Consider the following 21835-nt stretch of genomic DNA (forward strand, 5'->3'; position numbering starts at 1 on the left):
TGCGATCGCACGCACCAGACGCCGCCGGGCCCGCCCTTCGGGCGGACGACGCTACTTTGCGGACACTCCCCCGCCCTCTCCCCGCACGTCGTCCCGTACGACGCTCTCGTCCGCCGGCTCCGGCTGGTCGGGCCGCTCCGGCAGCTCCGCCGCGAACGCCGCGGCGGCCTGGACGAGGGGGAGGGCGAGCAACGCCCCGGTTCCTTCCCCCACAGTGACGCCCTGGTCGAGCAGGGGGTTGAGTGCCATCCGGTCCAGCGCCTTCGCCTGCGCCGGCTCCCCGCTCAGCTGCCCGGCCAGCCACCAGTCCGGCGCCCGGAACGCCGCACGCTGGCCGACCAGCGCGCACGCCGCCGACACCACACCGTCCAGGATCACCGGCATCCGCCGCACCGCCGCCTGGAGCAGGAACCCGGTCGTCGCCGCGATGTCCGCGCCGCCCACCGCCGCCAGCAGCTCCAGCTGGTCGCCCAGCACCGGCCGCGCCCGGCGCAGCGCGTCCCGGACGGCCGCGCACTTGCGCATCCACGCCAGGTCGTCGATGCCCGCGCCGCCCCGGCCGGTCACCACCGACGCGTCCGTGCCGCACAGCGCGGCGATCAGCGTGGACGCGGGCGTCGTGCCGCCGACGCTCAGGTCGCCCAGCACCACCAGGTCCGTCCCCGAGTCGGCCTCCTCGTCGGCGACGGCCATGCCGAGGCGTACCGCCCGCTCGGTCTCCTCCGGCGTGAGCGCGTCCTCGATGTCGATCCGGCCGCTGCCCCGCCGCACCCGATGGCGCACCACGTCCTCGGGCAGCAGTTCCGGGTCGCAGTCCAGACCCGCGTCGACCACCCGCACCGGCACGTTCAGCCGCCGCGCCAGCACGGCGACCGGGCTCGACCCGTCCAGCACCGCGCGGACCAGCGCGTGCGCCCCGCCCGCGGGCCGGCCCGACACGTCCAGCTCCGCGACCCCGTGGTCACCGGCGAACAGCACCACCCGCGGCCGCTCCACGGGCCGGACCGGCACGGCGCCCTGCGCGGCGGACAGCCACTCGCCCAGCTCGTCGAGGCGGCCGAGCGCACCGGGCGGGACGGCCAGCCGCTCCCGCCGTTCCTCGGCGTCCCGGCGCGTACCGCTGTCCGGGCGCTCGATCAGGTCGGAGAAGTCGTCGAGATTCACCCTGCTCATTCGCGGAACAGTACCGGGCGCGGGCGGAGGTCACCCGCGCAGGACGACGACCTGACCCGCCACCACCAGCAGCACCTGCTCGCACTCCTCCGCGAAGGCCGCGTTCAGCCGCCCCAGCTCGTCCCGGAAGCGCCGCCCCGCCGCGGTCTCCGGGACGACCCCGCCGCCCACCTCGTTGGTGACGGCGACCACCGTACGAGGCGTACCGCGCACCGCGTCCACCAGCTCCGCGACCCGCTGGCGCAGCGCGCTCTCGCCCGTGCGCAGCCAGACGTCGTCGTCCCAGGCGCCCACCCGGTCCATGGCGTCCGTCAGCCACAGCGACAGACAGTCGACGAGCAGCGCGGGCCCCTCCCGCCGGAGCAGCGGCACCAGCTCGCAGGTCTCCTCCGTGCGCCACGACCCGGGCCGCCGCTCCCGGTGCGCCCCCACCCGGGCCGCCCACTCCGGGTCCCCGTCCCGGGAACCGCCCGTCGCCACGTACACGACGTCCGGGAACGCCTCCAGGCGCCGCTCCGCCTCCAGCGACTTCCCCGACCGGGCGCCACCCGTCACCAGCGTGCGGCGCGGCACGGGCGGCGCGTCCCGGTACCCGCCCATCGTCAGCGACGTCCCGTCGGGCACCGCCCGCGCCCCGGCCGCCGCGAGCCGCCGGTCCAGCTCCCGCCCCGGCGGCACGTCGTGGTCCAGGTGCACGGCCAGCAGCTCGGTGTCCTCGTCGACCGCGCCGACCGCCCGCAGCCGCGCCAGGGCGTCCGGCCGCCCCACCACATCGGCGGCGACCACGTCGTACGGGCGCGCGGGCGGCGCCAGACCGGCGGGCGCGCCCCCGCGCGGCAGGTAGAGCAGCCGACGGCCCTCCAGCGAGGTCACCTCGTAGCCGGTGCCCGGCGCGTCCATCGGCACGGCCACCACCTTGTGCCCGCTGATCAGCGTCAGCTCCCGCCCGTCCGGGACGCGCCCGGCGGACGGCAGCCCGGCCGGCAGCTCCACGGCGGGCCCGTCGTGCGGGTGGGTGAGCAGGACCTGTCGTACGCCGGTGAGGCTGTGTCCCGCGCGGGCGGCCGCGAGGGCGGCCCCCGGGGTGAGGTCCAGGAGCAGCGCCCCGTCCACGAGCAGGGAGGTCGCGGCCCGCGCGTGCGCGCCCCGCGAGAGGGCGCACACGGCGCAGGGACAGTCGGGGCGGGGGAGCCCGAGGGGTGCACCGGTGCCGAGCAGAGTCAGTTCCACGTACTGATCCTCCCGCGAGCCCCGGCGCGGTGCGCGCCCGGCTACGCTGCGGGCAGGAAAAGAACACAGCTGGTGGGACGCGGGAGGTCGCGCATGGCATGGACGTGGCGGTTCGAGAAGTCCGACGGCACGGAGGTGGAGCCGGCGGTGACCCCTGAGGAGTTCCCGACCCAGGGCGACGCCGAATCCTGGATCGGCGAGAACTGGCGCGATCTCCTGGAGGGCGGCGCCGACCAGGTCGTCCTCTTCGAGGACACCACCAAGATCTACGGCCCCATGCCCCTGAACGCCGAGGAATGACACGGGGAAGGCGCCGCGCAACCGCCGCGGCGCCTTCGTCGTCCTTGGCACGCCCGGGGCGAGAGGTGCTACGCCTCGCCCAGCGTGACCGTCACCGACCGGGGTTTGCCCGCCCGCACGAACCGCACCGTCACCTTCGCCCCGGGCTTCTCCGACGCCAGCGCCTCCAGCAGCGAGGTGATCGTCGTGATCTGCTCACGGCCGACGCCCGTGATGATGTCCCCCACCCGCAGTCCCGCCCCGGCCGCCGCCCCGCCCGAAGCGAGCCGCTCCACGGCCACGCCCCCCGGCCGGTACGACGCGTCGAGCACCGTACGGCCGGTGATGCCGAGCGCCGCGCGCCCCGAGTCCCGTACCGTCCCGTACTTCACGATCTGCCCGGCCACCGTCCTCACCATGGACACCGGGATGGCGAAGCCGATCCCGGCCGCCGCGCCGCCGCCCAGCTGCGGGTCCGCCGCCGCGAGCGTGGGGATGCCGATGACCCGCCCCTCCAGGTCGACGAGCGCGCCCCCGCTGTTGCCGGGGTTGATCGGCGCGGACGTCTGGATCATGTTGCCGATCGTCGCGCCCGTACCGCCGTCGCGGTGGCTCTCGCTGACCGTGCGGCCGGTCGCCGAGACGATGCCCTGCGTGACGCTGCCGGACAGGCCGAGCGGGGAACCCATGGCGAGGACGATCTGCCCGACCTCCACCTCCGACGCGTCGCCGAACACCGCCGGCCGCACACCCTGCGGCGGCAGGCTGTCCAGCTTGATGACGGCGAGGTCCTGCTCCGGGTAGCTGGACACCAGCTTCGCCGTCAGCGGCTGCTCCCGGGTCGCCAGCGTCACGGTGAAGCTGCGCGCCGAACCCACGACGTGGGCGTTGGTGACGATGTGGCCCCGGCTGTCGTAGACGACGCCCGAGCCCAGACTCTCGCCGGCCTCGATCTGCACGACCGACGGCAGGACGTCCCTGACGACGTCCTGGTACCCGGCCGGCGGGCTCGGCGCCCGCGGGGGAGCGGCCGCCCGGGGCGGGGTCGCCGGGGCACGGACGTCCGCCACGGCGGGACCGCTCGGCGGGATCGCCGAGCACCCGGCGAGCAGGGCGGCCGTGGACACTCCGGCCAGGGCGGGGAGCAGCAGCGCGCGCGTGCGCGAGGCGAGGACGTCCATGTCCGGAGTATCCCTGTATGCCCCATACAGCGGCCCGCGCAGCGCGGCCGATCAGGGGGTGCCGGTCACGCGGCCGTCAGCCCCGCGCCCTGCGGCGGCCGTCAGCCCGCACCCGCAGCCGTCGTCAGCCCCGTACCCCGCACAGGTGCAGCAGCGCCGCCACCCGCCGGTACGGGTCCGTGCGCCCCGCGCGGTCCTCGGCGGCCAGCAGCCGCTCCAGCTCCTGCGCGGGCGGCAGGCCCTCGTCGTTGGGCACGTTGTCGGTGAAGACCCGCACCCCGTACCAGGCCTGGAGCGGCGCCGCGATCCCGGCGAGCGTCTCGGTCATCGCGTCGAGCCGGTCGGCCCGCGCCCGCAGCCCGAGGCGGTTGGTGTACGTGTCCGACTCGAACGCCGCCAGGGCCCCCGACCAGTCGCCGGCGAGCCCCGGCCGCATGGCCAGCGCGTCGGCGTTCCGCACGAGCAGCGACAGCAGCCCGCCGGGCGCCAGCATGCGGGCGAGGCCCGCGAGCATGGCGTCGGGCTCCTCCACGTACATGAGCACCCCGTGGCACAGCACCACGTCGAAGCTGCCCGGCAGGAAGTGCACGCCGGTCTCCCGGCCGTCGCCCTCGATGAGCCGGACGCGCTCGCGGATGCCGGCGGGCTCGGTCGCCAGCGCCTCGCGGGCGACCTTCAGCATCTCGGGGTCGGCCTCCAGGCCGGTGATCGTGTGGCCCGCCCGGGCCAGGCGCAGGGCCTGCGTGCCCTGGCCCATGCCCACGTCGAGTATCCGCAGTCGCTGGCCCACCGGGTAGCGGGCGGCTATCTGCTCGTCCAGCTGACGGGCGACCAGCTCCTGCCGGACGGTGTTGCGCAGCCCCCCGAGACCCTCCAGCCAGTCGGCCGACGCGCCGGCGAACCCGGGGAGTCCCGTGCTCAGGGCCGCTCTCCGCGTTTGACCTGCGGCTTGGGCAGCCGCAGCCGGCGCATCTGCAGCGTACGCATCAGGCCGTACGCCACGGCGCCCCGCTTGGGCTCGTTCGGGAAGCGCTGCTTGAGCTGCTTCTTCAGGCGGATCGCCAGACCGATGGAGTCGATGACGATCAGCACGATCACCGCCATCCAGAGGAGGAAGGCGATGTTCTGCAACTGCCCCACCTGGATCATGGACATCACCAGGATGACCACGGCCAGCGGCAGGAACAGCTCCGCGACGAAGAAGCGCGAGTCCACGAAGTCCCGCACGAAGCGGCGGACCGGACCCTTGTCACGGGCGGGCAGATAACGCTCGTCCCCACTGGCCAGCGCCTCGCGCTGGCGCGCCAGGTCGGCCCGGCGCGCCTCCCGCTGGCGGCGCATGGCCTCCTTGCGGTCGAGCGGCGGGGACACCGCACGGCGCCGCTGGGTCTGGGCCTCATTCCGCTTGGGAGTGGGCCTGCCCTTGGGGGCCTGCGGGTCGCGGGGCTGCTTGGAGAGGTCCGCCGTCACCTTCTCGGTGGGGGCCTTCTCATCCTTCGAACGGCTACGGAACACAAAGCCCAAGGGTACGGGGTAATCGAAAGGTGCGGGACCTTCGGTCCCTCCTTGCAAGGGCGGTGGTGGGAGACGGGCGGGCATGGACCCCAGCCCGGTGGGGAACGATCCGGCAACGGCCTGCGTCCCCAGTGACGTGTCACGGACACACTTCCCCGACGGACGTCTACTCCCTGGGCCGGATCCAGGGGCGTGCGCAGTCGTTCTTGGGGAGGAGCGCATCGGCGCTCGAACAGTGCGGTAATGGAAGCAGGGCCCGTACTGTGGGTTCTGTCGGAGTGCTGCAGCCGAGTCGGTCAGAAGGGGGCGCGCGAAGCCCATGAGCGGTGTGATGAAGCGTATGGGGATGATCTTCCGCGCGAAGGCGAACAAGGCCCTGGACCGGGCCGAGGACCCGCGCGAGACCCTCGATTACTCGTACCAGAAGCAGCTGGAGCTGCTGCAGAAGGTGCGCCGCGGTGTCGCCGACGTGGCGACCTCGCGCAAGCGGCTCGAGCTCCAGCTGAACCAGCTGCAGAGCCAGTCCGCCAAGCTGGAGGACCAGGGCCGCAAGGCGCTGGCGCTGGGCCGCGAGGACCTGGCGCGCGAGGCGCTGTCCCGCCGCGCCGCGCTCCAGCAGCAGGTCACGGACCTGGAGACGCAGCACCAGACCCTCCAGGGCGAGGAGGAGAAGCTCACGCTCGCCGCGCAGCGCCTCCAGGCCAAGGTCGACGCCTTCCGTACGCGGAAGGAGACCATCAAGGCCACGTACACGGCGGCCCAGGCGCAGACCCGTATCGCCGAGTCGTTCTCCGGGATCTCGGAGGAGATGAGCGACGTCGGCGTGGCCATCCAGCGAGCCGAGGACAAGACCGCCCAGCTCCAGGCGCGGGCCGGGGCGATCGACGAGCTGCTGGCGTCCGGCGCCCTGGACGACCAGTCGGGCCTCGCCAAGGACGACATCCAGGCCGAGCTGGACCGGCTGTCGGGCGGTACGGACGTGGAGCTGGAGCTCCAGCGCATGAAGGCCGAGCTGGCGGGCGGCACCACCCCGCAGCAGGCCATCGAGGGCGGCAACGGCACGCAGCAGCAGAACGGGTCCCAGCAGCAGTCCCACCCGAGGTTCGACAAGCAGTAACCGACCGCAAAGGACGCGCGTCATGATCGTAAGGATCATGGGGGAGGGCCAGGTGGAAGTGGCCGACCGCCACTTCCCCGAACTGGACAAGCTCGACGACGAGCTGCTCGCCGAGGTGCAGAGCGGCGACGGCGCCGGATTCCGCCGCACCCTCCACGCGCTCCTGGACAAGGTCCGGGAACTGGGCGAGCCGCTCCCGGACGACTCCCTGGAGCCGTCCGAACTGATCCTCCCGGCACCCGACGCCACCCTCGACGAGGTCCGCGAGCTCCTCGCATCCGCGGAACCGGACACGGGCCTGATCCCGCCGGTGTGAAGCCGGCCCCTCCGGCGTTCGGGGAACGGGGGTTCGGGGCGACGCCGAATCCGGGAAGGCCGGGGTGGGGAAGGACCCGGCCCCCGGGAGGCACCCCTGCCGGGCCGGGGACGGAGCGGCGAGCGGATACGCTCGCGTGTCGTGAGTTCCCTCGCCGACGTGCCCGTGCAGGTGCTCGTGCGCTGCCGCGACTGGCTGCGGGCGCATCCCCTCGCCGCCGACGCCCTCCTCGCGCTCGCCGTGCTGACGGCGATGGTCGTGGGGTCGTTCGCCGACCCGCACGGCGGCCGCGACGGGCCCACGTTCGGCACTCGCACCCCCGGGCCCAGCAGCGTCGTGCTGATGCTGCTCGGGGCCGCGGCCCTCGTTCGGCGGCGCCGCGCCCCGCTCGCCGTCCTCGGCTTCACCAGCGCGGTCACCGTCGCCGAGCTGGTCGCCGGCGATCCGCCCGCGCCCGTCGCGATGAGCGCCGTCATCGCGCTCTACACCGTCGCCTCGCGCACCGACCGGCCCACCACGTGGCGCGTCGGCCTGGCCACCATGACCGTGCTGACGGCCACCGCCATGTCCTTCGGCTCCGCCCCCTGGTACACGCAGCAGAACGTCGGCATCTTCGCCTGGACCGGCATGGCGGCCGCCGCGGGCGACGCCGTCCGCAGCCGCCGCGCGTTCGTCGACGCCATACGGGAGCGCGCCGAGCGGGCCGAACGCACCCGGGAGGAGGAGGCCCGCCGCCGGGTCGCCGAGGAGCGCCTGCGCATCGCCCGCGACCTGCACGACGTCGTCGCCCACCACATCGCCCTCGTCAACGTCCAGGCCGGCGTGGCCGCCCACGTCATGGACCGGCGCCCCGACCAGGCCAAGGAGGCGCTGGCCCATGTGCGCGAGGCCAGCCGCTCCGCCCTGGACGAGCTGCGGGCCACGGTCGGCCTCCTCCGCCAGTCCGGCGACCCGGAGGCCCCCACCGAACCCGCCCCGGGGCTCGCCGTGCTGGACGACCTGCTGGACACGTTCCGCAACGCGGGCCTGCCCGTGGAGGTGGCCCGCACCGACGGGGACGACCACCTTCCGGCGGCCGTCGACCTCGCCGCGTACCGGATCATCCAGGAGGCGCTGACGAACGTCCGCAAGCACGCCGGCCCCGGCGTCCACGCCGAGGTGAGCGTCGTACGGGTCGGCCGCACCATCGAGGTCACCGTCCTGGACGACGGCGGCACCGGCGCACCTTCCGCGAGCCCGGAGGAGGCCCCCGCGCCGGGCGGGCACGGGCTGGTCGGCATGCGCGAGCGCGTCACCGCCCTCGGCGGCGCCCTCACCACCGGCCCCCGCTACGGCGGCGGCTTCCGCGTGCAGGCGATACTGCCCCTCACCGCACGCACCAGGGAGGACCCGGCCACATGACGACGGAACCGACAGGACCGGCTGAACCGGCCGCGCCGACCGGGCCGATCAAGGTGCTGCTCGCCGACGACCAGGCCCTCCTCCGCAGCGCGTTCCGCGTCCTGGTCGACTCCGAGCCCGACATGGAGGTCGTGGGCGAGGCCGCCGACGGCGCCGAGGCCCTCGCCCTGGCCCGGACCACCGCCCCGGACGTCGTCCTCATGGACATCCGCATGCCCGGCACCGACGGACTCGCCGCCACCCGCGCGATCAGCGCCGACCCGGCGCTCGACGGCGTGCGCGTGGTCATGCTGACCACCTTCGAGGTCGACGAGTACGTCGTCCAGTCGCTGCGCGCGGGCGCCTCCGGCTTCCTCGGCAAGGGCGCCGAACCGGACGAACTCCTCAGCGCCATCCGGATCGCCGCCGCGGGCGAGGCGCTGCTCTCGCCCGCGGCGACCAAGGGCCTCATCGCCAGGTTCCTCGCACAGAGCGGCGGTTCCGCGCCGGACGCGGACTCCGGCGCGTACGCGGAACGCCTCGCCGCCCTGACCGTCCGCGAGCGCGAGGTGCTGGTGCACGTGGCCGGCGGACTCTCCAACGACGAGATCGCCGAGCGGCTGGAGGTCAGCCCGCTCACCGTCAAGACCCATGTCAACCGGACCATGGCCAAGCTGGGCGCCCGCGACCGGGCCCAGCTCGTGGTCGTCGCGTACGAGTCGGGGCTGGTACGTCCAAGGGTGGACTGAGGCGCGGGTTCCGCGTACTCCAGGCGCGGTACGCCCGGCGCCAGAACGGGACCTGGGGCCGACGGATCGCCCCCTTCCCATGGCTGATCGTGAGAGGGCCACCCCCTCCCCACGCCGACGCCACGGAAGAGAGACCGAGACCCCATGTCCTGGCTGTCCCGATTCAGCCTCGCGCAACGGGCCCTGATAGGGCTGATGTCGATCGTCGCGATCGTCTTCGGTGCCATCGCGGTGCCCCAGCTCAAGCAGCAGCTGCTGCCCTCCATCGAACTGCCCATGGTGTCGGTCCTCGCGCCCTACCAGGGCGCCCCGCCGGACGTCGTCGAGAAGCAGGTCGTCGAGCCGCTCGAGAACGCCCTCGAAAGCGTCGACGGCATCAAGGGCATCACCTCCACGGCCGGCGAGGGCAACGCCCTGATCATGGCCACCTTCGACTACGGCGACCAGTCCACCAAGCAGCTCGTCGCCGACGTCCAGCAGGCCGTGAACCGGGCCCGCGTCCAGCTGCCCGACACCGTGGACCCGCAGGTGGTCGCCGGTTCGACCGACGACATGCCGACCGTCGTGCTCGCCGCGTCCGCCGGCAGCGACCAGCAGGCGCTGGCCGCCAGGCTGGAGCGGACCGTCGTCCCCGCCCTGGAGGACATCGAGGGCGTCGGCCGCGTCTCCGTCCAGGGCGTCCAGGACCTCCAGGTGTCCGTCACGCCCGACGCGCGGAAGCTCGCCGCCGCCGGGCTCACCACGATGGACCTGGCCGAGGCGCTGAAGTCGGGCGGCGCCACGGTCCCCGCCGGCTCCTTCTCCGAGGGCGGCAAGAGCCGCACCGTCCAGGTCGGCGGCGGCCTCACCTCGCTGCGGCAGATCGAGGACCTGCGGATCGCCCCGGCCGTCCCAGGCCCCGGCGAGAAGGCCGTACGCCTCGGCGACATCGCCACCGTGAAGCAGGAGGAGTCCGCCCGGGTCTCGCTGACCCGCACCAACGGCAGGCCCAGCCTCGCCGTGATGGCCACCATGGACAAGGACGGCAGCGCCGTCGCCATCTCCGAGGCCGTCGAGGGGAAGCTGCCCGACCTGCGCCGCGACCTCGGCGCCGGCGCCGAGCTGACGGTCGTGTCCGACCAGGGCCCGGCCGTCGCCAAGTCGATATCCGGCCTCACCACCGAGGGCGCGCTCGGCCTGGCCTTCGCGGTCCTCGTCATCCTCGTCTTCCTGACGTCGATCCGCTCCACGCTGGTGACCGCGGTCTCCATCCCGCTGTCCGTCGTGCTCGCGCTGATCGTGCTGTGGACCCGCGACCTGTCGCTGAACATGCTGACGCTCGGCGCGCTGACCATCGCCGTCGGCCGGGTCGTCGACGACTCGATCGTCGTCCTGGAGAACATCAAGCGGCACCTCGGCTACGGCGAGGAGCGGCAGACGGCCATCCTCACGGCCGTGCGCGAGGTGGCCGGCGCGGTCACCTCCTCCACGCTCACCACGGTCGCCGTGTTCCTGCCGATCGGCCTGGTCGGCGGAATGGTCGGGGAGCTGTTCGGCTCGTTCTCGCTGACCGTCACGGCGGCGCTGCTCGCCTCGCTGCTGGTCTCCCTGACGGTGGTCCCGGTCCTTTCGTACTGGTTCCTGCGCGCCCCCAAGGGCACGTCGGCGGACCCGGACGAGGCGCGGCGCGCGGCCGAGGAGAAGGAGGCCCGCAGCCTCCTGCAGCGGATGTACGTGCCGGTGCTGCGGTTCGCGACGCGCCGCCGCCTCACCAGCCTGGCCCTCGCGGTCGTCGTCCTCATCGGCACGTTCGGCATGGCGCCGCTGCTGAAGACGAACTTCTTCGACCCGGGCGAGCAGAGCGTCCTGTCCATCAAGCAGAAGCTCGCCCCGGGCACCGCCCTGGACGCCTCCGACGCGGCCGCGAAGAAGGTCGAGAAGGTCCTCGCCTCGATCGACGACGTGGAGGCCTACCAGGTCACCGTCGGCTCGTCCGGCTTCATGGCCGCCTTCGGCGGCGGCACGGGCGCCAACCAGGCCTCGTACCAGGTGCGGCTGAAGGAGTCCGCGTCGTACGAGAAGGTCCGTGACCGCATCGACGAGGAGCTGCGCCGGCTCGACGGCATCGGCGACACCACCATCGCGGCCGGCGACGGCTTCGCCAACCAGGACCTCAGCGTCGTCGTCAAGGCGGCCGACGCCGAGACCCTGCGCAAGGCGTCCGAGGCGGTACGGGCGGAGGTCGCCCGCGTCGACGACGTCACCGACGTGCAGAGCGACCTGTCGCAGTCGGTGCCCCGCATCTCCGTCAAGGCCACCGCGAAGGCGGCCGACGCCGGGTTCACCGACGCCACCCTCGGCATGGCCGTCGCCCAGGCGGTGCGCGGCACCCCGGCCGGCACGGCGATCCTGGACGACACCGAGCGCAGCGTGGTCATCACCTCCGCTGCCCCGGCCCGCACCCTGGACCAGTTGCGCGCCCTGCCGCTCGGCCCGGTGAAGCTGGGCGACATCGCCGAGGTGAAGCTGGTGCCCGGGCCGGTGTCCATGACCCGTATCGACGGCTCGCGCGCCGCCACCATCACGGCGAAGCCGACGGGTGACAACACCGGCGCGGTGAGCGCCACGCTCCAGTCGAAGATCAACGCCCTGGACCTGCCGGCGGGCGCGACCGCCTCGATCGGCGGGGTCTCGCAGGACCAGGAGGAGGCGTTCGGCAGCCTCGGCCTGGCCATGCTGGCGGCGATCGCGATCGTGTTCATGCTGCTGGTGGCCACCTTCCGGAGCCTCGTCCAGCCGCTGATCCTGCTGGTGTCGATCCCGTTCGCGGCGACCGGCGCGATCGGCCTGCTGATCGCCACCGGCACCGCGATGGGCGTCCCGGCGCTGATCGGCATGCTGATGCTGATCGGCATCGTGGTGACGAACGCGATCGTGCTGATCGACCTGATCAACCAGTACCGCGCCCAGGGCCTCGGCGTGATCGAGGCGGTCGTCGAGGGCGGCCGCCACCGGCTGCGCCCGATCCTGATGACCGCGCTCGCCACGATCTGCGCCCTGATCCCGATGGCCCTCGGCATCACGGGCGAGGGCGGCTTCATCGCCCAGCCGCTGGCGGTGGTCGTCATCGGCGGCCTGATCAGCTCGACCCTGCTGACCCTGCTCCTGGTCCCGACGCTGTACGCCATGATCGAACTCCGCAAGGAACGACGCGCGGCCAGGCGCGCGGCCAAGCGCGCACCGACTGCCCCGGCGGAGTCCCCGGCGCCCCGTGCCCCCCAGGAGGCGGCCACGCCGTAACGAAAAGGAGGGGCGCCCCCAGAAGGGGGGCGCCCCTCACGCTTGGTGCGCGGTCTTACGGCAGCGCCAGCATCCGCTCCAGCGCCAGCTTCGCGAAGCTCTCCGTCTCCCGGTCCACCTCGATGCGGTTGACCAGGTTCCCCTCCGCCAGCGACTCCAGCGCCCACACCAGGTGCGGCAGGTCGATGCGGTTCATCGTGGAGCAGAAGCAGACCGTGCGGTCGAGGAACACGATCTCCTTGCCCTCGCTCGCGAAACGGTTCGCCAGCCGCTTGACCAGGTTCAGCTCCGTGCCGATCGCCCACTTGGAGCCGGCCGGCGCGGCCTCCAGGGTCTTGATGATGTACTCGGTCGACCCCACGTAGTCCGCGGCCGCCACGACCTCGTGCCTGCACTCGGGGTGGACGAGGACGTTCACGCCCGGGATCCGCTCGCGTACCTCGTTGACGGAGTCCAGCGAGAACCGGCCGTGCACGGAGCAGTGGCCCCGCCACAGGATCATCTTCGCGGCACGCAGCTGGTCGGCGGTGAGGCCGCCGTTCGGCTTGTGCGGGTTGTAGACCACGCAGTCGTCCAGCGACATGCCCATGTCGCGGACGGCGGTGTTGCGGCCCAGGTGCTGGTCCGGCAGGAAGAGGACCTTCTCGCCCTGCTCGAAGGCCCACTCCAGCGCGCGCTTGGCGTTGGACGAGGTGCAGATCGTGCCGCCGTGCTTGCCGGTGAAGGCCTTGATGTCGGCGGAGGAGTTCATGTACGAGACCGGGACGGTCGCCTCCGCGACGCCCGCCTCCGTCAGCACGTCCCAGCACTCCGCGACCTGCTCGGCCGTGGCCATGTCGGCCATCGAGCAGCCCGCGGCCAGGTCCGGCAGGACGACCTTCTGGTCGTCGCTGGTGAGGATGTCCGCCGACTCGGCCATGAAGTGCACACCGCAGAAGACGATGTACTCCGCCTCCGGCCTGGCCGCGGCGTCCCGGGCGAGCTTGAAGGAGTCGCCGGTCACGTCCGCGAACTGGATGACCTCGTCGCGCTGGTAGTGGTGGCCGAGGACGAAGACCTTGTCCCCGAGCTTCTCCTTGGCCGCACGGGCGCGCGCCACCAGGTCCGGGTCGGACGGCGAGGGCAGGTCGCCGGGGCACTCGACGCCGCGCTCGCTCTTGGGGTCGGCCTCGCGGCCGAGCAGCAGCAGGGCGAGCGGCGTCGGCTGGACGTCCAGGGGCTGGGCGGTGGTCACGTCACGCACCCTTTCTTCTGAGCCTTTTCGTCTAATTGACGCTATCTATCATAACCGGTTCACGTCACTTTGACGATGTCCATAGTGTCGATGTGACGAATTCGCCTTCCACAGGTCGGTGCTTGCCCCTTCGGCGGTGTGCGAGCATGAAAGGGAAACGACGAACACGAGGCCCGGAATGAATCCGCGGCCCCGCAGGTTGCAACCGTCGGCAAGCAGTCTCCGTACAACCCGGGAGAGAAGCAGATGTCCGTATCGGACGAGAAGACCACTGTCAGCGACGGCATCCTCCTGTCGGACGCCGCCGCGGCCAAGGTCAAGGCCCTGCTCGACCAGGAAGGCCGCGACGACCTGGCGCTGCGCGTCGCCGTTCAGCCCGGTGGCTGCTCGGGCCTGCGGTACCAGCTCTTCTTCGACGAGCGCTCGCTCGACGGTGACGTCGTCAAGGACTTCGGCGGCGTCAAGGTCGTCACCGACCGCATGAGCGCCCCCTACCTCGGCGGCGCCTCCATCGACTTCGTCGACACGATCGAGAAGCAGGGCTTCACCATCGACAACCCGAACGCCACGGGCTCCTGCGCCTGCGGCGACTCGTTCAGCTGACAGGCTGACGACGCTGACGGGGTGACGAAGGCGGCGGCCACCCGGACCACAGGTCCGAGGGCCGCCGCCTTCGTCGTGCCCGCACCCGCCGGCGGGCCGGGCCGCTACGTGCGCGGGACCGGCTTGCCCGTCACCGCGTCCACCACCGCGCGGTCGCCCAGCGGCTGCTCCAGCGTCACGGTCGCGGTCAGCGGGACGGCGATCAGGATGCAGACGCGTCCCGGCTCGATCGGCGTGTCGTACAGCCGCAGCCGCACCCGCGTGGCGCTCTCCTCCTCGACCCGCACGACGTACCGGCTGCACACCCCGCCGGTGAAGCCCACCTTGAGCTGCCGGTCCGACGCCCGGTAGCTCTCCAGCCGCAGGTGCGACTGCTGGTCCGGGTCGGGCGCCAGCACGTCCAGCGGCACCGCCGGGTAGCTGAACCGGTACGGCCGGCCGTCCCGCTCGCCCTCGAACAGCCAGGCCGGCACGAGCGCCGGCTGGTTCCGCTCCGGGTACGAGGCCAGCCCGAACCGCGCCGAGTGGATCGTCACCCTCTCCTTCACGGGCTTGGTGGCACCCGGCGACTCGTCGCACGGCCCGCCCGGGTCCGTCCCCGTACCCGGCCCCACCGAGCCCTCGCCCTGCGCGATGGCGCCGCCGTCCAGCGGCACCGGCGACGCGCACCCGCCGGTCCCGCCGCGCGTGACCGCCACCGACGAGTTCAGCTCCTCCACCGCCTGCTCGGCGCTGATCACCGGATACTCGGCGCCCCGCACCGGAGCCAGCACCCGGCCGCTCGCGCCCACCACCTGACCGTCGGGCGCGACCCGGACGTCCGTCGACCACGCCATCGTGGGCAGCCGGCCCACCACCGGATCGGCACTCACCACCCGCAGCGCGTCCATCAGCTCCGCGGCGTGCACGGGCGCGGCCCCGAGACCGAGCGCCTTCAGTACGGGAGCGGCGGCCTTCTTCGCGGCCTCCTCGCCCACCGGCTTGCCCCGCGTGTACCCGCCGGGGCAGTCCTTGCTCTTCGGGCAGCTGTCGCTCACCGGCCCGGCCGCCGAGTACCGCCACTCGCCGGGCGCCGCAGCCAGCACCGTCAGGGACGGCCCGGTGCCGTCCTTCTCCGGGCCGACGCGCCACTCGATGCCCTCCTTGCGCGGCGTCCCCGCCACACCGAGCGCCTCGGCCAGCCGCGACACGTCCGCGGCCGTCACCACGCCCCGGTGCCGGTAGGTGTACGCCTTGTCCGGGCCGTCCGGCAGTGAGCCCGTCACCCGGTACGTGCCGTCGTTCGGGTCCGGCTCGCCCGGGGCGATCCCCGGCCCCGTACCGCCGGGTACCGGGGGCGTCGTACCGCGCGCGTCCGACGCCGCGGTGCGGGCGGACCCGTCCCGGCCGTCGTCCGAGGCGGCGACCGCCCAGTAGGTGCCGCCCCCGGCGAGCAGCACGGCCGCCGCCACCGAAGCGACGACCAGCGGTGAACGCCGCCGGCGCGGACCTGCGTCTATGGGCTCCGTCTCGCTCACCGGATCGCTCCTTCGTCAGTCCTACCCCTGTCGTATCCCCTCTTGACGGGAGACACCGTTGGGACGGACCGGACGGGCGGGCGGTTCCCCCGGCCGGGCCAGAGCCGCAGCCGCTCTACACGCCGTACTCGGCCGTGGCGTCGATCAGCCGCGCCGAGGACACCGGCACCACCACACCGTGGATCAGAGCCGGCGACACGGGAGCGGGCGCGTCCGCCGCCGGAACCGCCCAGTGCGGGGCCATCCGCGCGGAGTCCCCGCGCAGCTCGGCCAGGGTGAACTCGGGCTCCCGCCGCTCGTACGGCGCCATGGCGTTCGACATACCGGCACCGTACGCACGGCCAAGCGGAAGGAGAAAGACCTACTTAAGGGTAGTTTCCACTGTTCTCCGCGTGCCGTTCGACCCGGTAGCGTGAACTGTCAACCGCCGACCTCCCCGCAGGAGCTCTCAGCCGTGCGTATCGCAGTCACCGGCTCCATCGCCACCGACCACCTGATGACCTTCCCCGGCCGATTCGCCGACCAGCTCGTCGCCGATCAGCTGCACACGGTCTCCCTCTCCTTCCTCGTCGACAACCTCGACGTCCGCAGGGGAGGGGTCGGTGCCAACATCTGCTTCGGCATGGGACAGCTCGGTGCCCGGCCGATCCTCGTCGGCGCGGCCGGCTCCGACTTCCACGAGTACCGCGCCTGGCTCGACCGGCACGGCGTGGACACCGGCTCCGTGCGGATCTCCGAGGTCCTGCACACCGCCCGCTTCGTGTGCACCACCGACGCCGACCACAACCAGATCGGCTCCTTCTACACCGGCGCCATGAGCGAGGCCCGCCTCATCGAGCTGAAGGCCGTCGCCGACCGGGTCGGCGGCCTCGACCTCGTCCTGATCGGCGCCGACGACCCCGAGGCGATGCTGCGCCACACCGAGGAGTGCAAGAGCCGCGGGATCCCCTTCGCGGCCGACTTCTCGCAGCAGATCGCGCGGATGGACGGCGACGAGATCCGCACCCTCCTGGAGGGCGCGACCTACCTCTTCTCCAACGAGTACGAGAAGGGCCTCATCGAGACCAAGACCGGCTGGACCGACGAGGAGATCCTCGCCCGCGTCGGCCACCGCGTCACCACCCTCGGCGCCCGCGGCGTGCGCATCGAGCGCGTCGGCGAGCCGGCCCTCGAGGTCGGCTGCCCCGAGGAGGACGCCAAGGTCGACCCGACCGGCGTCGGCGACGCGTTCCGCGCCGGCTTCCTCTCCGGCCTTTCCTGGGGCGTCGGCCTGGAGCGCGCCGCCCAGGTCGGCTGCATGCTCGCCACCCTGGTGATCGAGACCCTCGGCACCCAGGAGTACACCCTGCGCCGCGCCCACTTCATGGAGCGCTTCACCAAGGCGTACGGCGACGAGGCCGCCGCCGAGGTCCAGAAGCACCTGCCGTAGGGCGACCCGTCACGACAGCCGGCGGACCACATAGGCCGCGCCCCGGTCCGCCGGCTCCTCGCCCACGTACTCCTGGCCCCGCATCTCGCACCAGGCCGGGATGTCCAGCCGCGCCGCCTCGTCGTCGGCGAGCACCCGCACCGTCCCGCCGACCGGCACGTCGCCGATGACCTTCGCCAGCTCGATCACCGGGATCGGGCAGCGCCGCCCGAGCGCGTCCACCACCAGCGTCCCCGCGCCCTCCGGGGTCGCCAGCGGCCCGGGCCCCGGCGCGCCCAGCTGCTCCCGCACGCCCGCCACCACGCCCGGCAGTACCTCCAGGAACCGCTCCACGTCCGCCTCCGCCGCTCCCATCGGCAGCGACACCCGGACGTTGCCCTCCGACAGCACGCCCATGGCGCGCAGCACATGGCTGGGCGTCAGCGTCGAACTCGTACAGGACGAACCGGACGACACGGAGAAACCGGCCCGGTCCAGCTCGTGCAGCAGCGTCTCGCCCTCGACATAGAGGCACGAGAAGGTCACCAGGTGCGGAAGCCGCCGCACCGGATCCCCGACCACCTCCACGTCCGGCACCAACTGTGGCACCCGCGCCCGGATCCGGTCCACCAGTTCCCGCAGCCGCGCCGCCTCCCGGGCCGCCTCCGCCCGTACGGCACGCAGGGAGGCCGCCGCGGCCACGATGCCCGGAATGTTCTCGAAGCCGGCCGCCCGCCCCGACTCCCGCTCGTCCGCGGGCCCTTGGGAGGCGAACCGCACACCCTTCCGCACGGCCAGCAGCCCCACCCCGGCAGGGCCGCCCCACTTGTGGGCGCTCGCCGCCAGCAGCGACCAGTCACCGGCCACCGCCTCCCAGCCCAGCGACTGCGCGGCGTCCACCAGCAGCGGCACCCCCGCGGTCCGGCACGCCTCCGCCACCTCGGCCACCGGTTGCACCACCCCCACCTCGTGGTTGGCGGACTGCAGACATGCCAGCGCGGTGTCCCCGCGCAGCACGGCGGCGTACGCCTCCGGGGCGACCGCCCCGGACCGCTCCACGGCCACCTCGGTCACCGTCCCGCCACCCGCCTCGTGCGCGGCGGCCGCGTGCAGCACCGACGAGTGCTCCACGGCCGACACCACCAGGTGCCGCCCGGCGCGCCGCCGCCCGGCGAGCGCCCCGGCGATACCCGAATGCACCGCGTGTGTCCCCGATGGAGTGAACGTCAGCTCGTCGGGCCGGCACCCCACCGCCTCGGCCGCGGCCTCCCGGGAGGCGTCCAGCAGCATGCGCGCCCGCCGCCCCTCCCGGTACAGCCGGGCGGGGTCGGCCCACCCCTCGTCGAGCGAGGCCTGGAGCGCCTGCCGGGCGACGGGATGCAGGGGCGCTGAGGAAGCGACGTCGAAATACACCACGTGGCCACGCTAACGCCGTTGGGCCCGTTCGCGGGCGCCGCCCACCCCCCTTCCGCGCCGGCGCCCGGGACCCGCCCACGGGCCTTCCCACCTGCGCAACCAACCCGAAAGAGGGGCGCGGCGGCGCGTTGGGCACCCTCCCCGCGCGACGCCAAATAGCGTCCAGTAGGGTTTGGTCCGCATAAACATCCAAACCCCTGCCCGCGTCAGGGCGGCGACCGACCAGCGAGACGGCCGCAGCCGACCCCGCGGGCGAGACTCTCGGGAAGGCGCTACGTGAGTCCCAACGGCTCCGACCGCTCGTCGCGGCGCCCGATGCGGCGGAAGCTGCCGCAGGTGCTGACTGCGGGCCTGATCCTGGCCACCGCCACCGGTTGCTCGTACAGCTGGAAGGATTTCCCCCGCCTCGGTATGCCCACCCCGGTGACGGAGGAGGCTCCTCGGATCCTCTCCCTCTGGCAGGGCTCGTGGGCGGCGGCCCTCGTCGTGGGCGTGCTGGTCTGGGGACTGATCCTCTGGGCGGTCATCTTCCACCGGCGCAGCCGCACGAAGGTGGAGGTTCCCCACCAGACCCGGTACAACATGCCCATCGAGGCCCTGTACACGGTGACCCCGCTCCTCATCGTCTCGGTGCTCTTCTACTTCACCGCGCGCGATGAGTCCAAGCTCCTCGCCATGTCCGAGAAGCCGACCCACACCATCAACGTGGTGGGTTACCAGTGGAGCTGGGGCTTCAACTACATCGAGAACGTCGACGGCGACGCCGCCACCGGGGCCAAGGCCCCCAAGGAGCTCGCCGCCATCCCGGACCGGTGGCAGAAGCAGTTCCCGGCGGGTGCCGAGGGCGTCTACGACGCGGGCATCCCGGGAACGCGCAACCCCCAGACCGGCAACCCGGGCCCGACCCTGTGGCTGCCGAAGGGCGAGAAGGTCCGGTTCGTCCTGACCTCTCGTGATGTCATCCACTCCTTCTGGGTCGTCCCCTTCCTGTTCAAGCAGGACGTCATCCCGGGCCACACCAACGCCTTCGAGGTGACCCCCACCGAGGAGGGCACCTTCCTGGGCAAGTGCGCCGAGCTCTGCGGCGTCGACCACTCCCGGATGCTCTTCAACGTCAAGGTGGTCTCCCCGGAGCGCTACCAGCAGCACCTGAAGGAGCTGGCCGAGAAGGGGCAGACCGGCTTCATCCCGTCGGGCATTGAGCAGACGGACCCGGCCAGGAACGCGGAGAGTAACCAACTGTGAGCATCCTCAACGAACCTCAGGGTGCCGCCGAGGCAGCTGACGGCTCGAAGGAGCCGTACGAGAACGAGCTGCCGGTACGGCGAAAGCAGCCCGGCAACGTCGTCGTCAAGTGGCTGACCACCACCGACCACAAGACGATCGGCACGCTCTACATCGTCACGTCCTTCGCGTTCTTCTGCGTGGGTGGCCTCATCGCGCTCCTCATGCGCGCGGAGCTGGCCCGCCCGGGCACGCAGATCATGTCGAACGAGCAGTTCAACCAGGCCTTCACCATGCACGGCCTGATCATGCTGCTGATGTTCGCGACGCCGCTCTTCGCCGGCTTCGCGAACTGGATCATGCCGCTCCAGATCGGCGCGCCCGACGTGGCGTTCCCGCGGCTGAACATGTTCGCCTACTGGCTGTACCTCTTCGGCTCCGTCATGGCGGCGGCCTCGTTCCTCACCCCGGGCGGCGCGCCCGACTTCGGCTGGTTCATGTACGTCCCGCTGTCGGACGCCGTGCACTCGCCCAACATCGGCGCCGACATGGCCATCATGGGTCTGGCCCTGTCCGGTTTCGGTACGATCCTCGGCTCGGTCAACTTCATCACCACGATCATCTGCATGCGTGCGCCTGGCATGACGATGTTCCGGATGCCGATCTTCACGTGGAACGTGCTGCTGACCGCCCTGCTGGCGATCATCGTCTTCCCGGTCCTGGCCGCCGCGCTCTTCGCGCTGGAGATGGACCGCAAGTTCGGTTCGCACATCTTCGATCCGGCCAACGGTGGCGCGCTGCTGTGGCAGCACCTCTTCTGGTTCTTCGGCCACCCCGAGGTGTACATCATCGCCCTGCCGTTCTTCGGCATCATCTCCGAGATCATCCCGGTCTTCAGCCGCAAGCCGATGTTCGGCTACATCGGCCTGATCGCCGCGACGATCGCGATCGCGGGTCTGTCCGTGACGGTGTGGGCGCACCACATGTACGTCACCGGCGGTGTGCTCCTGCCGTTCTTCTCCTTCATGACCTTCCTGATCGCGGTCCCGACCGGTGTGAAGTTCTTCAACTGGATCGGCACCATGTGGAAGGGCTCGCTGTCCTTCGAGACGCCGATGCTCTGGACGATCGGCTTCCTGGTCACGTTCACCTTCGGTGGTCTGACCGGCGTCATCCTGGCCTCGCCCCCGATGGACTTCCACATCTCCGACACGTACTTCGTCGTCGCGCACTTCCACTACGTCGTCTTCGGCACCGTGGTCTTCGCGATGTTCGCCGGATTCCACTTCTGGTGGCCGAAGTTCACCGGCAAGATGCTGGACGAGCGCCTCGGCAAGATCACCTTCTGGACGCTGTTCATCGGCTTCCACGGCACGTTCCTCGTCCAGCACTGGCTGGGTGCCGAGGGCATGCCGCGCCGCTACGCGGACTACCTCGCCGCTGACGGCTTCACCGCGCTGAACATGGTCTCCTCGATCAGCTCGTTCCTGCTCGGCATGTCGCTGCTGCCGTTCTTCTACAACGTCTGGAAGACCGCCAAGTACGGCAAGAAGATCGAGGTCGACGACCCGTGGGGCTACGGCCGCTCGCTGGAGTGGGCCACGTCCTGCCCGCCGCCGCGCCACAACTTCCTCACGCTGCCGCGTATTCGCTCCGAATCCCCGGCGTTCGACCTGCACCACCCGGAGATCGCTGCTCTCGACCAGCTCGAGAACAAGGGATATGAGGCAGCCGCGCTCGTCGGTGGCAAGGAGGCCGGCAAGTGAAGATCCAGGGCAAGATGTTCATCTGGCTGAGCGTCTTCGTACTCGCCATGGCCGTCCTGTACGGCTGGTGGTCGAAGGAGCCGGTCGGCACCACGGCGCTCTTCCTGACGTTCGGCCTGACGATCATGATCGGCTACTACCTGGCCTTCACGGCCAGGCGCGTGGACGCCATGGCGCAGGACGACAAGGAGGCCGACGTCGCGGACGAGGCCGGTGAACTCGGCTTCTTCTCCCCGCACAGCTGGCAGCCGCTCTCCCTCGCGCTCGGTGGAGCCTTCGCCTTCCTGGGCATCGCCCTGGACTGGTGGCTCTGCTTCTTCTCCCTGCCGCTCCTCCTGATCGGTGTGTGGGGCTGGGTGTTCGAGTACTACCGCGGTGAGAACCAGAACCAGTGATCCGTAGGGGACCGGAGCCGATGGCTCCACCCCGGCGGTGAAGGGGCCCGGCA

Annotated in this window: 20 protein-coding genes; 11 read left to right on the plus strand and 9 right to left on the minus strand. The window is 72.2% G+C overall.

Translation table 11 applies throughout. The features are described from left to right. Nucleotides 1-51 precede the first annotated feature (51 nt). Together cobT and ABEB09_RS24430 are read right to left on the minus strand one after the other, a co-directional pair. Nucleotides 52-1173, minus strand: coding sequence for a nicotinate-nucleotide--dimethylbenzimidazole phosphoribosyltransferase (gene cobT / locus ABEB09_RS24425; protein WP_345692050.1), 1122 nt, complete (start codon nt 1171-1173; stop codon nt 52-54). A 30-nt stretch (nt 1174-1203) separates the two neighbouring features. Continuing rightward, nucleotides 1204-2403, minus strand: coding sequence for a bifunctional adenosylcobinamide kinase/adenosylcobinamide-phosphate guanylyltransferase (locus ABEB09_RS24430; RefSeq protein ID WP_345692051.1), 1200 nt, complete (start codon nt 2401-2403; stop codon nt 1204-1206). Nucleotides 2404-2496: 93 nt separating this feature from the next. On the opposite strand from ABEB09_RS24430, the gene ABEB09_RS24435 reads away from it, so the two are divergent. Further along, nucleotides 2497-2703, plus strand: a complete 207-nt coding sequence (locus ABEB09_RS24435; RefSeq protein WP_345692052.1) for a hypothetical protein — start codon at nt 2497-2499, stop codon at nt 2701-2703. Between the two features lie 68 nt (nt 2704-2771). Here ABEB09_RS24435 and ABEB09_RS24440 read toward each other — a convergent pair whose 3' ends face one another. From ABEB09_RS24440 to ABEB09_RS24450, 3 genes are all read right to left on the minus strand, one after another. Continuing rightward, a complete protein-coding gene (locus tag ABEB09_RS24440; RefSeq protein WP_345692053.1) occupies nt 2772-3863 on the minus strand; it encodes a S1C family serine protease in 1092 nt (363 codons plus the stop codon). Nucleotides 3864-3987: 124 nt separating this feature from the next. Further along, nucleotides 3988-4740: a class I SAM-dependent methyltransferase gene (locus tag ABEB09_RS24445; RefSeq protein WP_345694072.1), complete on the minus strand. Its 753-nt coding sequence runs from the start codon at nt 4738-4740 to the stop codon at nt 3988-3990. 41 nt (nt 4741-4781) lie between these two features. Further along, nucleotides 4782-5378 (minus strand): DUF3043 domain-containing protein, encoded by a 597-nt coding sequence (locus ABEB09_RS24450; RefSeq protein WP_345692054.1) that lies wholly within the window; start codon nt 5376-5378, stop codon nt 4782-4784. Nucleotides 5379-5697: 319 nt separating this feature from the next. Between ABEB09_RS24450 and ABEB09_RS24455 the strand changes: the two genes are divergently transcribed. The 5 genes from ABEB09_RS24455 to ABEB09_RS24475 all read left to right on the plus strand — a co-directional run bounded on the left by ABEB09_RS24455 (nt 5698) and on the right by ABEB09_RS24475 (nt 12219). Continuing rightward, nucleotides 5698-6495, plus strand: coding sequence for a PspA/IM30 family protein (locus tag ABEB09_RS24455; protein ID WP_345692055.1), 798 nt, complete (start codon nt 5698-5700; stop codon nt 6493-6495). A 22-nt stretch (nt 6496-6517) separates the two neighbouring features. Continuing rightward, nucleotides 6518-6811, plus strand: a complete 294-nt coding sequence (gene pspAA / locus ABEB09_RS24460) for a PspA-associated protein PspAA (protein WP_345692056.1) — start codon at nt 6518-6520, stop codon at nt 6809-6811. A 141-nt stretch (nt 6812-6952) separates the two neighbouring features. Next, entirely contained in the window at nt 6953-8212 is a 1260-nt protein-coding gene (locus tag ABEB09_RS24465) for a sensor histidine kinase (RefSeq protein WP_345692057.1), read from the plus strand. Next, nucleotides 8209-8940 (plus strand): response regulator, encoded by a 732-nt coding sequence (locus ABEB09_RS24470; RefSeq protein WP_345692058.1) that lies wholly within the window; start codon nt 8209-8211, stop codon nt 8938-8940. Before ABEB09_RS24465 ends, ABEB09_RS24470 begins: the two co-directional genes overlap by 4 nt. A gap of 144 nt (nt 8941-9084) precedes the next feature. Then, the gene (locus ABEB09_RS24475; protein ID WP_345692059.1) at nt 9085-12219 is read left to right on the plus strand and encodes an efflux RND transporter permease subunit; all 3135 of its coding nucleotides are present in this window, start codon (nt 9085-9087) and stop codon (nt 12217-12219) included. A gap of 55 nt (nt 12220-12274) precedes the next feature. Here the strand turns inward: ABEB09_RS24475 and nadA are convergent, their stop codons facing one another. Beyond that, nucleotides 12275-13462 (minus strand): quinolinate synthase NadA, encoded by a 1188-nt coding sequence (gene nadA, locus ABEB09_RS24480; protein ID WP_345692060.1) that lies wholly within the window; start codon nt 13460-13462, stop codon nt 12275-12277. Nucleotides 13463-13699: 237 nt separating this feature from the next. On the opposite strand from nadA, the gene ABEB09_RS24485 reads away from it, so the two are divergent. Continuing rightward, on the plus strand, nt 13700-14056 hold the full coding sequence (locus tag ABEB09_RS24485) for an iron-sulfur cluster assembly accessory protein (protein ID WP_019885637.1): 357 nt from the start codon (nt 13700-13702) through the stop codon (nt 14054-14056). Between the two features lie 104 nt (nt 14057-14160). Here the strand turns inward: ABEB09_RS24485 and ABEB09_RS24490 are convergent, their stop codons facing one another. After that, nucleotides 14161-15573: a hypothetical protein gene (locus tag ABEB09_RS24490; RefSeq protein ID WP_345692061.1), complete on the minus strand. Its 1413-nt coding sequence runs from the start codon at nt 15571-15573 to the stop codon at nt 14161-14163. A gap of 115 nt (nt 15574-15688) precedes the next feature. After that, nucleotides 15689-15895: a hypothetical protein gene (locus tag ABEB09_RS24495; RefSeq protein WP_345692062.1), complete on the minus strand. Its 207-nt coding sequence runs from the start codon at nt 15893-15895 to the stop codon at nt 15689-15691. A gap of 132 nt (nt 15896-16027) precedes the next feature. On the opposite strand from ABEB09_RS24495, the gene ABEB09_RS24500 reads away from it, so the two are divergent. Next, nucleotides 16028-17002 carry a carbohydrate kinase family protein gene (locus tag ABEB09_RS24500; RefSeq protein ID WP_345692063.1) on the plus strand — a complete coding sequence of 325 codons (975 nt, stop codon included), beginning with the start codon at nt 16028-16030 and terminating at the stop codon, nt 17000-17002. 9 nt (nt 17003-17011) lie between these two features. On the opposite strand, the gene ABEB09_RS24505 is transcribed toward ABEB09_RS24500, so the two are convergent. Beyond that, nucleotides 17012-18397, minus strand: coding sequence for a cysteine desulfurase/sulfurtransferase TusA family protein (locus ABEB09_RS24505; RefSeq protein WP_345692064.1), 1386 nt, complete (start codon nt 18395-18397; stop codon nt 17012-17014). A 276-nt stretch (nt 18398-18673) separates the two neighbouring features. Between ABEB09_RS24505 and ctaC the strand changes: the two genes are divergently transcribed. The 3 genes from ctaC to ABEB09_RS24520 are packed head-to-tail and all read left to right on the plus strand — an operon-like array spanning nt 18674 to nt 21782. Continuing rightward, nucleotides 18674-19642, plus strand: coding sequence for an aa3-type cytochrome oxidase subunit II (gene ctaC / locus ABEB09_RS24510; RefSeq protein ID WP_345692065.1), 969 nt, complete (start codon nt 18674-18676; stop codon nt 19640-19642). After that, nucleotides 19639-21387, plus strand: a complete 1749-nt coding sequence (ctaD, locus tag ABEB09_RS24515; protein ID WP_345692066.1) for an aa3-type cytochrome oxidase subunit I — start codon at nt 19639-19641, stop codon at nt 21385-21387. The genes ctaC and ctaD overlap by 4 nt, the downstream gene beginning before the upstream one ends. Continuing rightward, complete coding sequence (locus ABEB09_RS24520) at nt 21384-21782, plus strand: cytochrome c oxidase subunit 4 (protein ID WP_345692067.1); 399 nt, start codon at nt 21384-21386, stop codon at nt 21780-21782. Before ctaD ends, ABEB09_RS24520 begins: the two co-directional genes overlap by 4 nt. Nucleotides 21783-21835 lie beyond the last annotated feature (53 nt).

The sequence above is a fragment of the Streptomyces coeruleoprunus genome (genome assembly GCF_039542925.1).
GTDB classification, from domain to species: Bacteria; Actinomycetota; Actinomycetes; order Streptomycetales; family Streptomycetaceae; genus Streptomyces; species Streptomyces coeruleoprunus.

What these genes read in the sequence shown, in the direction of transcription:
- cobT (WP_345692050.1), bottom strand. Translation starts at nt 1,173, where the DNA reads ATGAGCAGGGTGAATCTCGACGACTTCTCCGACCTGATCGAGCGCCCG.
- ABEB09_RS24475 (WP_345692059.1), top strand. Translation starts at nt 9,085, where the DNA reads ATGTCCTGGCTGTCCCGATTCAGCCTCGCGCAACGGGCCCTGATAGGG.
- ABEB09_RS24455 (WP_345692055.1), top strand. Translation starts at nt 5,698, where the DNA reads ATGAGCGGTGTGATGAAGCGTATGGGGATGATCTTCCGCGCGAAGGCG.
- ABEB09_RS24435 (WP_345692052.1), top strand. Translation starts at nt 2,497, where the DNA reads ATGGCATGGACGTGGCGGTTCGAGAAGTCCGACGGCACGGAGGTGGAG.
- ABEB09_RS24440 (WP_345692053.1), bottom strand. Translation starts at nt 3,863, where the DNA reads ATGGACGTCCTCGCCTCGCGCACGCGCGCGCTGCTGCTCCCCGCCCTG.
- ABEB09_RS24470 (WP_345692058.1), top strand. Translation starts at nt 8,209, where the DNA reads ATGACGACGGAACCGACAGGACCGGCTGAACCGGCCGCGCCGACCGGG.
- pspAA (WP_345692056.1), top strand. Translation starts at nt 6,518, where the DNA reads ATGATCGTAAGGATCATGGGGGAGGGCCAGGTGGAAGTGGCCGACCGC.
- ABEB09_RS24495 (WP_345692062.1), bottom strand. Translation starts at nt 15,895, where the DNA reads ATGTCGAACGCCATGGCGCCGTACGAGCGGCGGGAGCCCGAGTTCACC.
- ABEB09_RS24485 (WP_019885637.1), top strand. Translation starts at nt 13,700, where the DNA reads ATGTCCGTATCGGACGAGAAGACCACTGTCAGCGACGGCATCCTCCTG.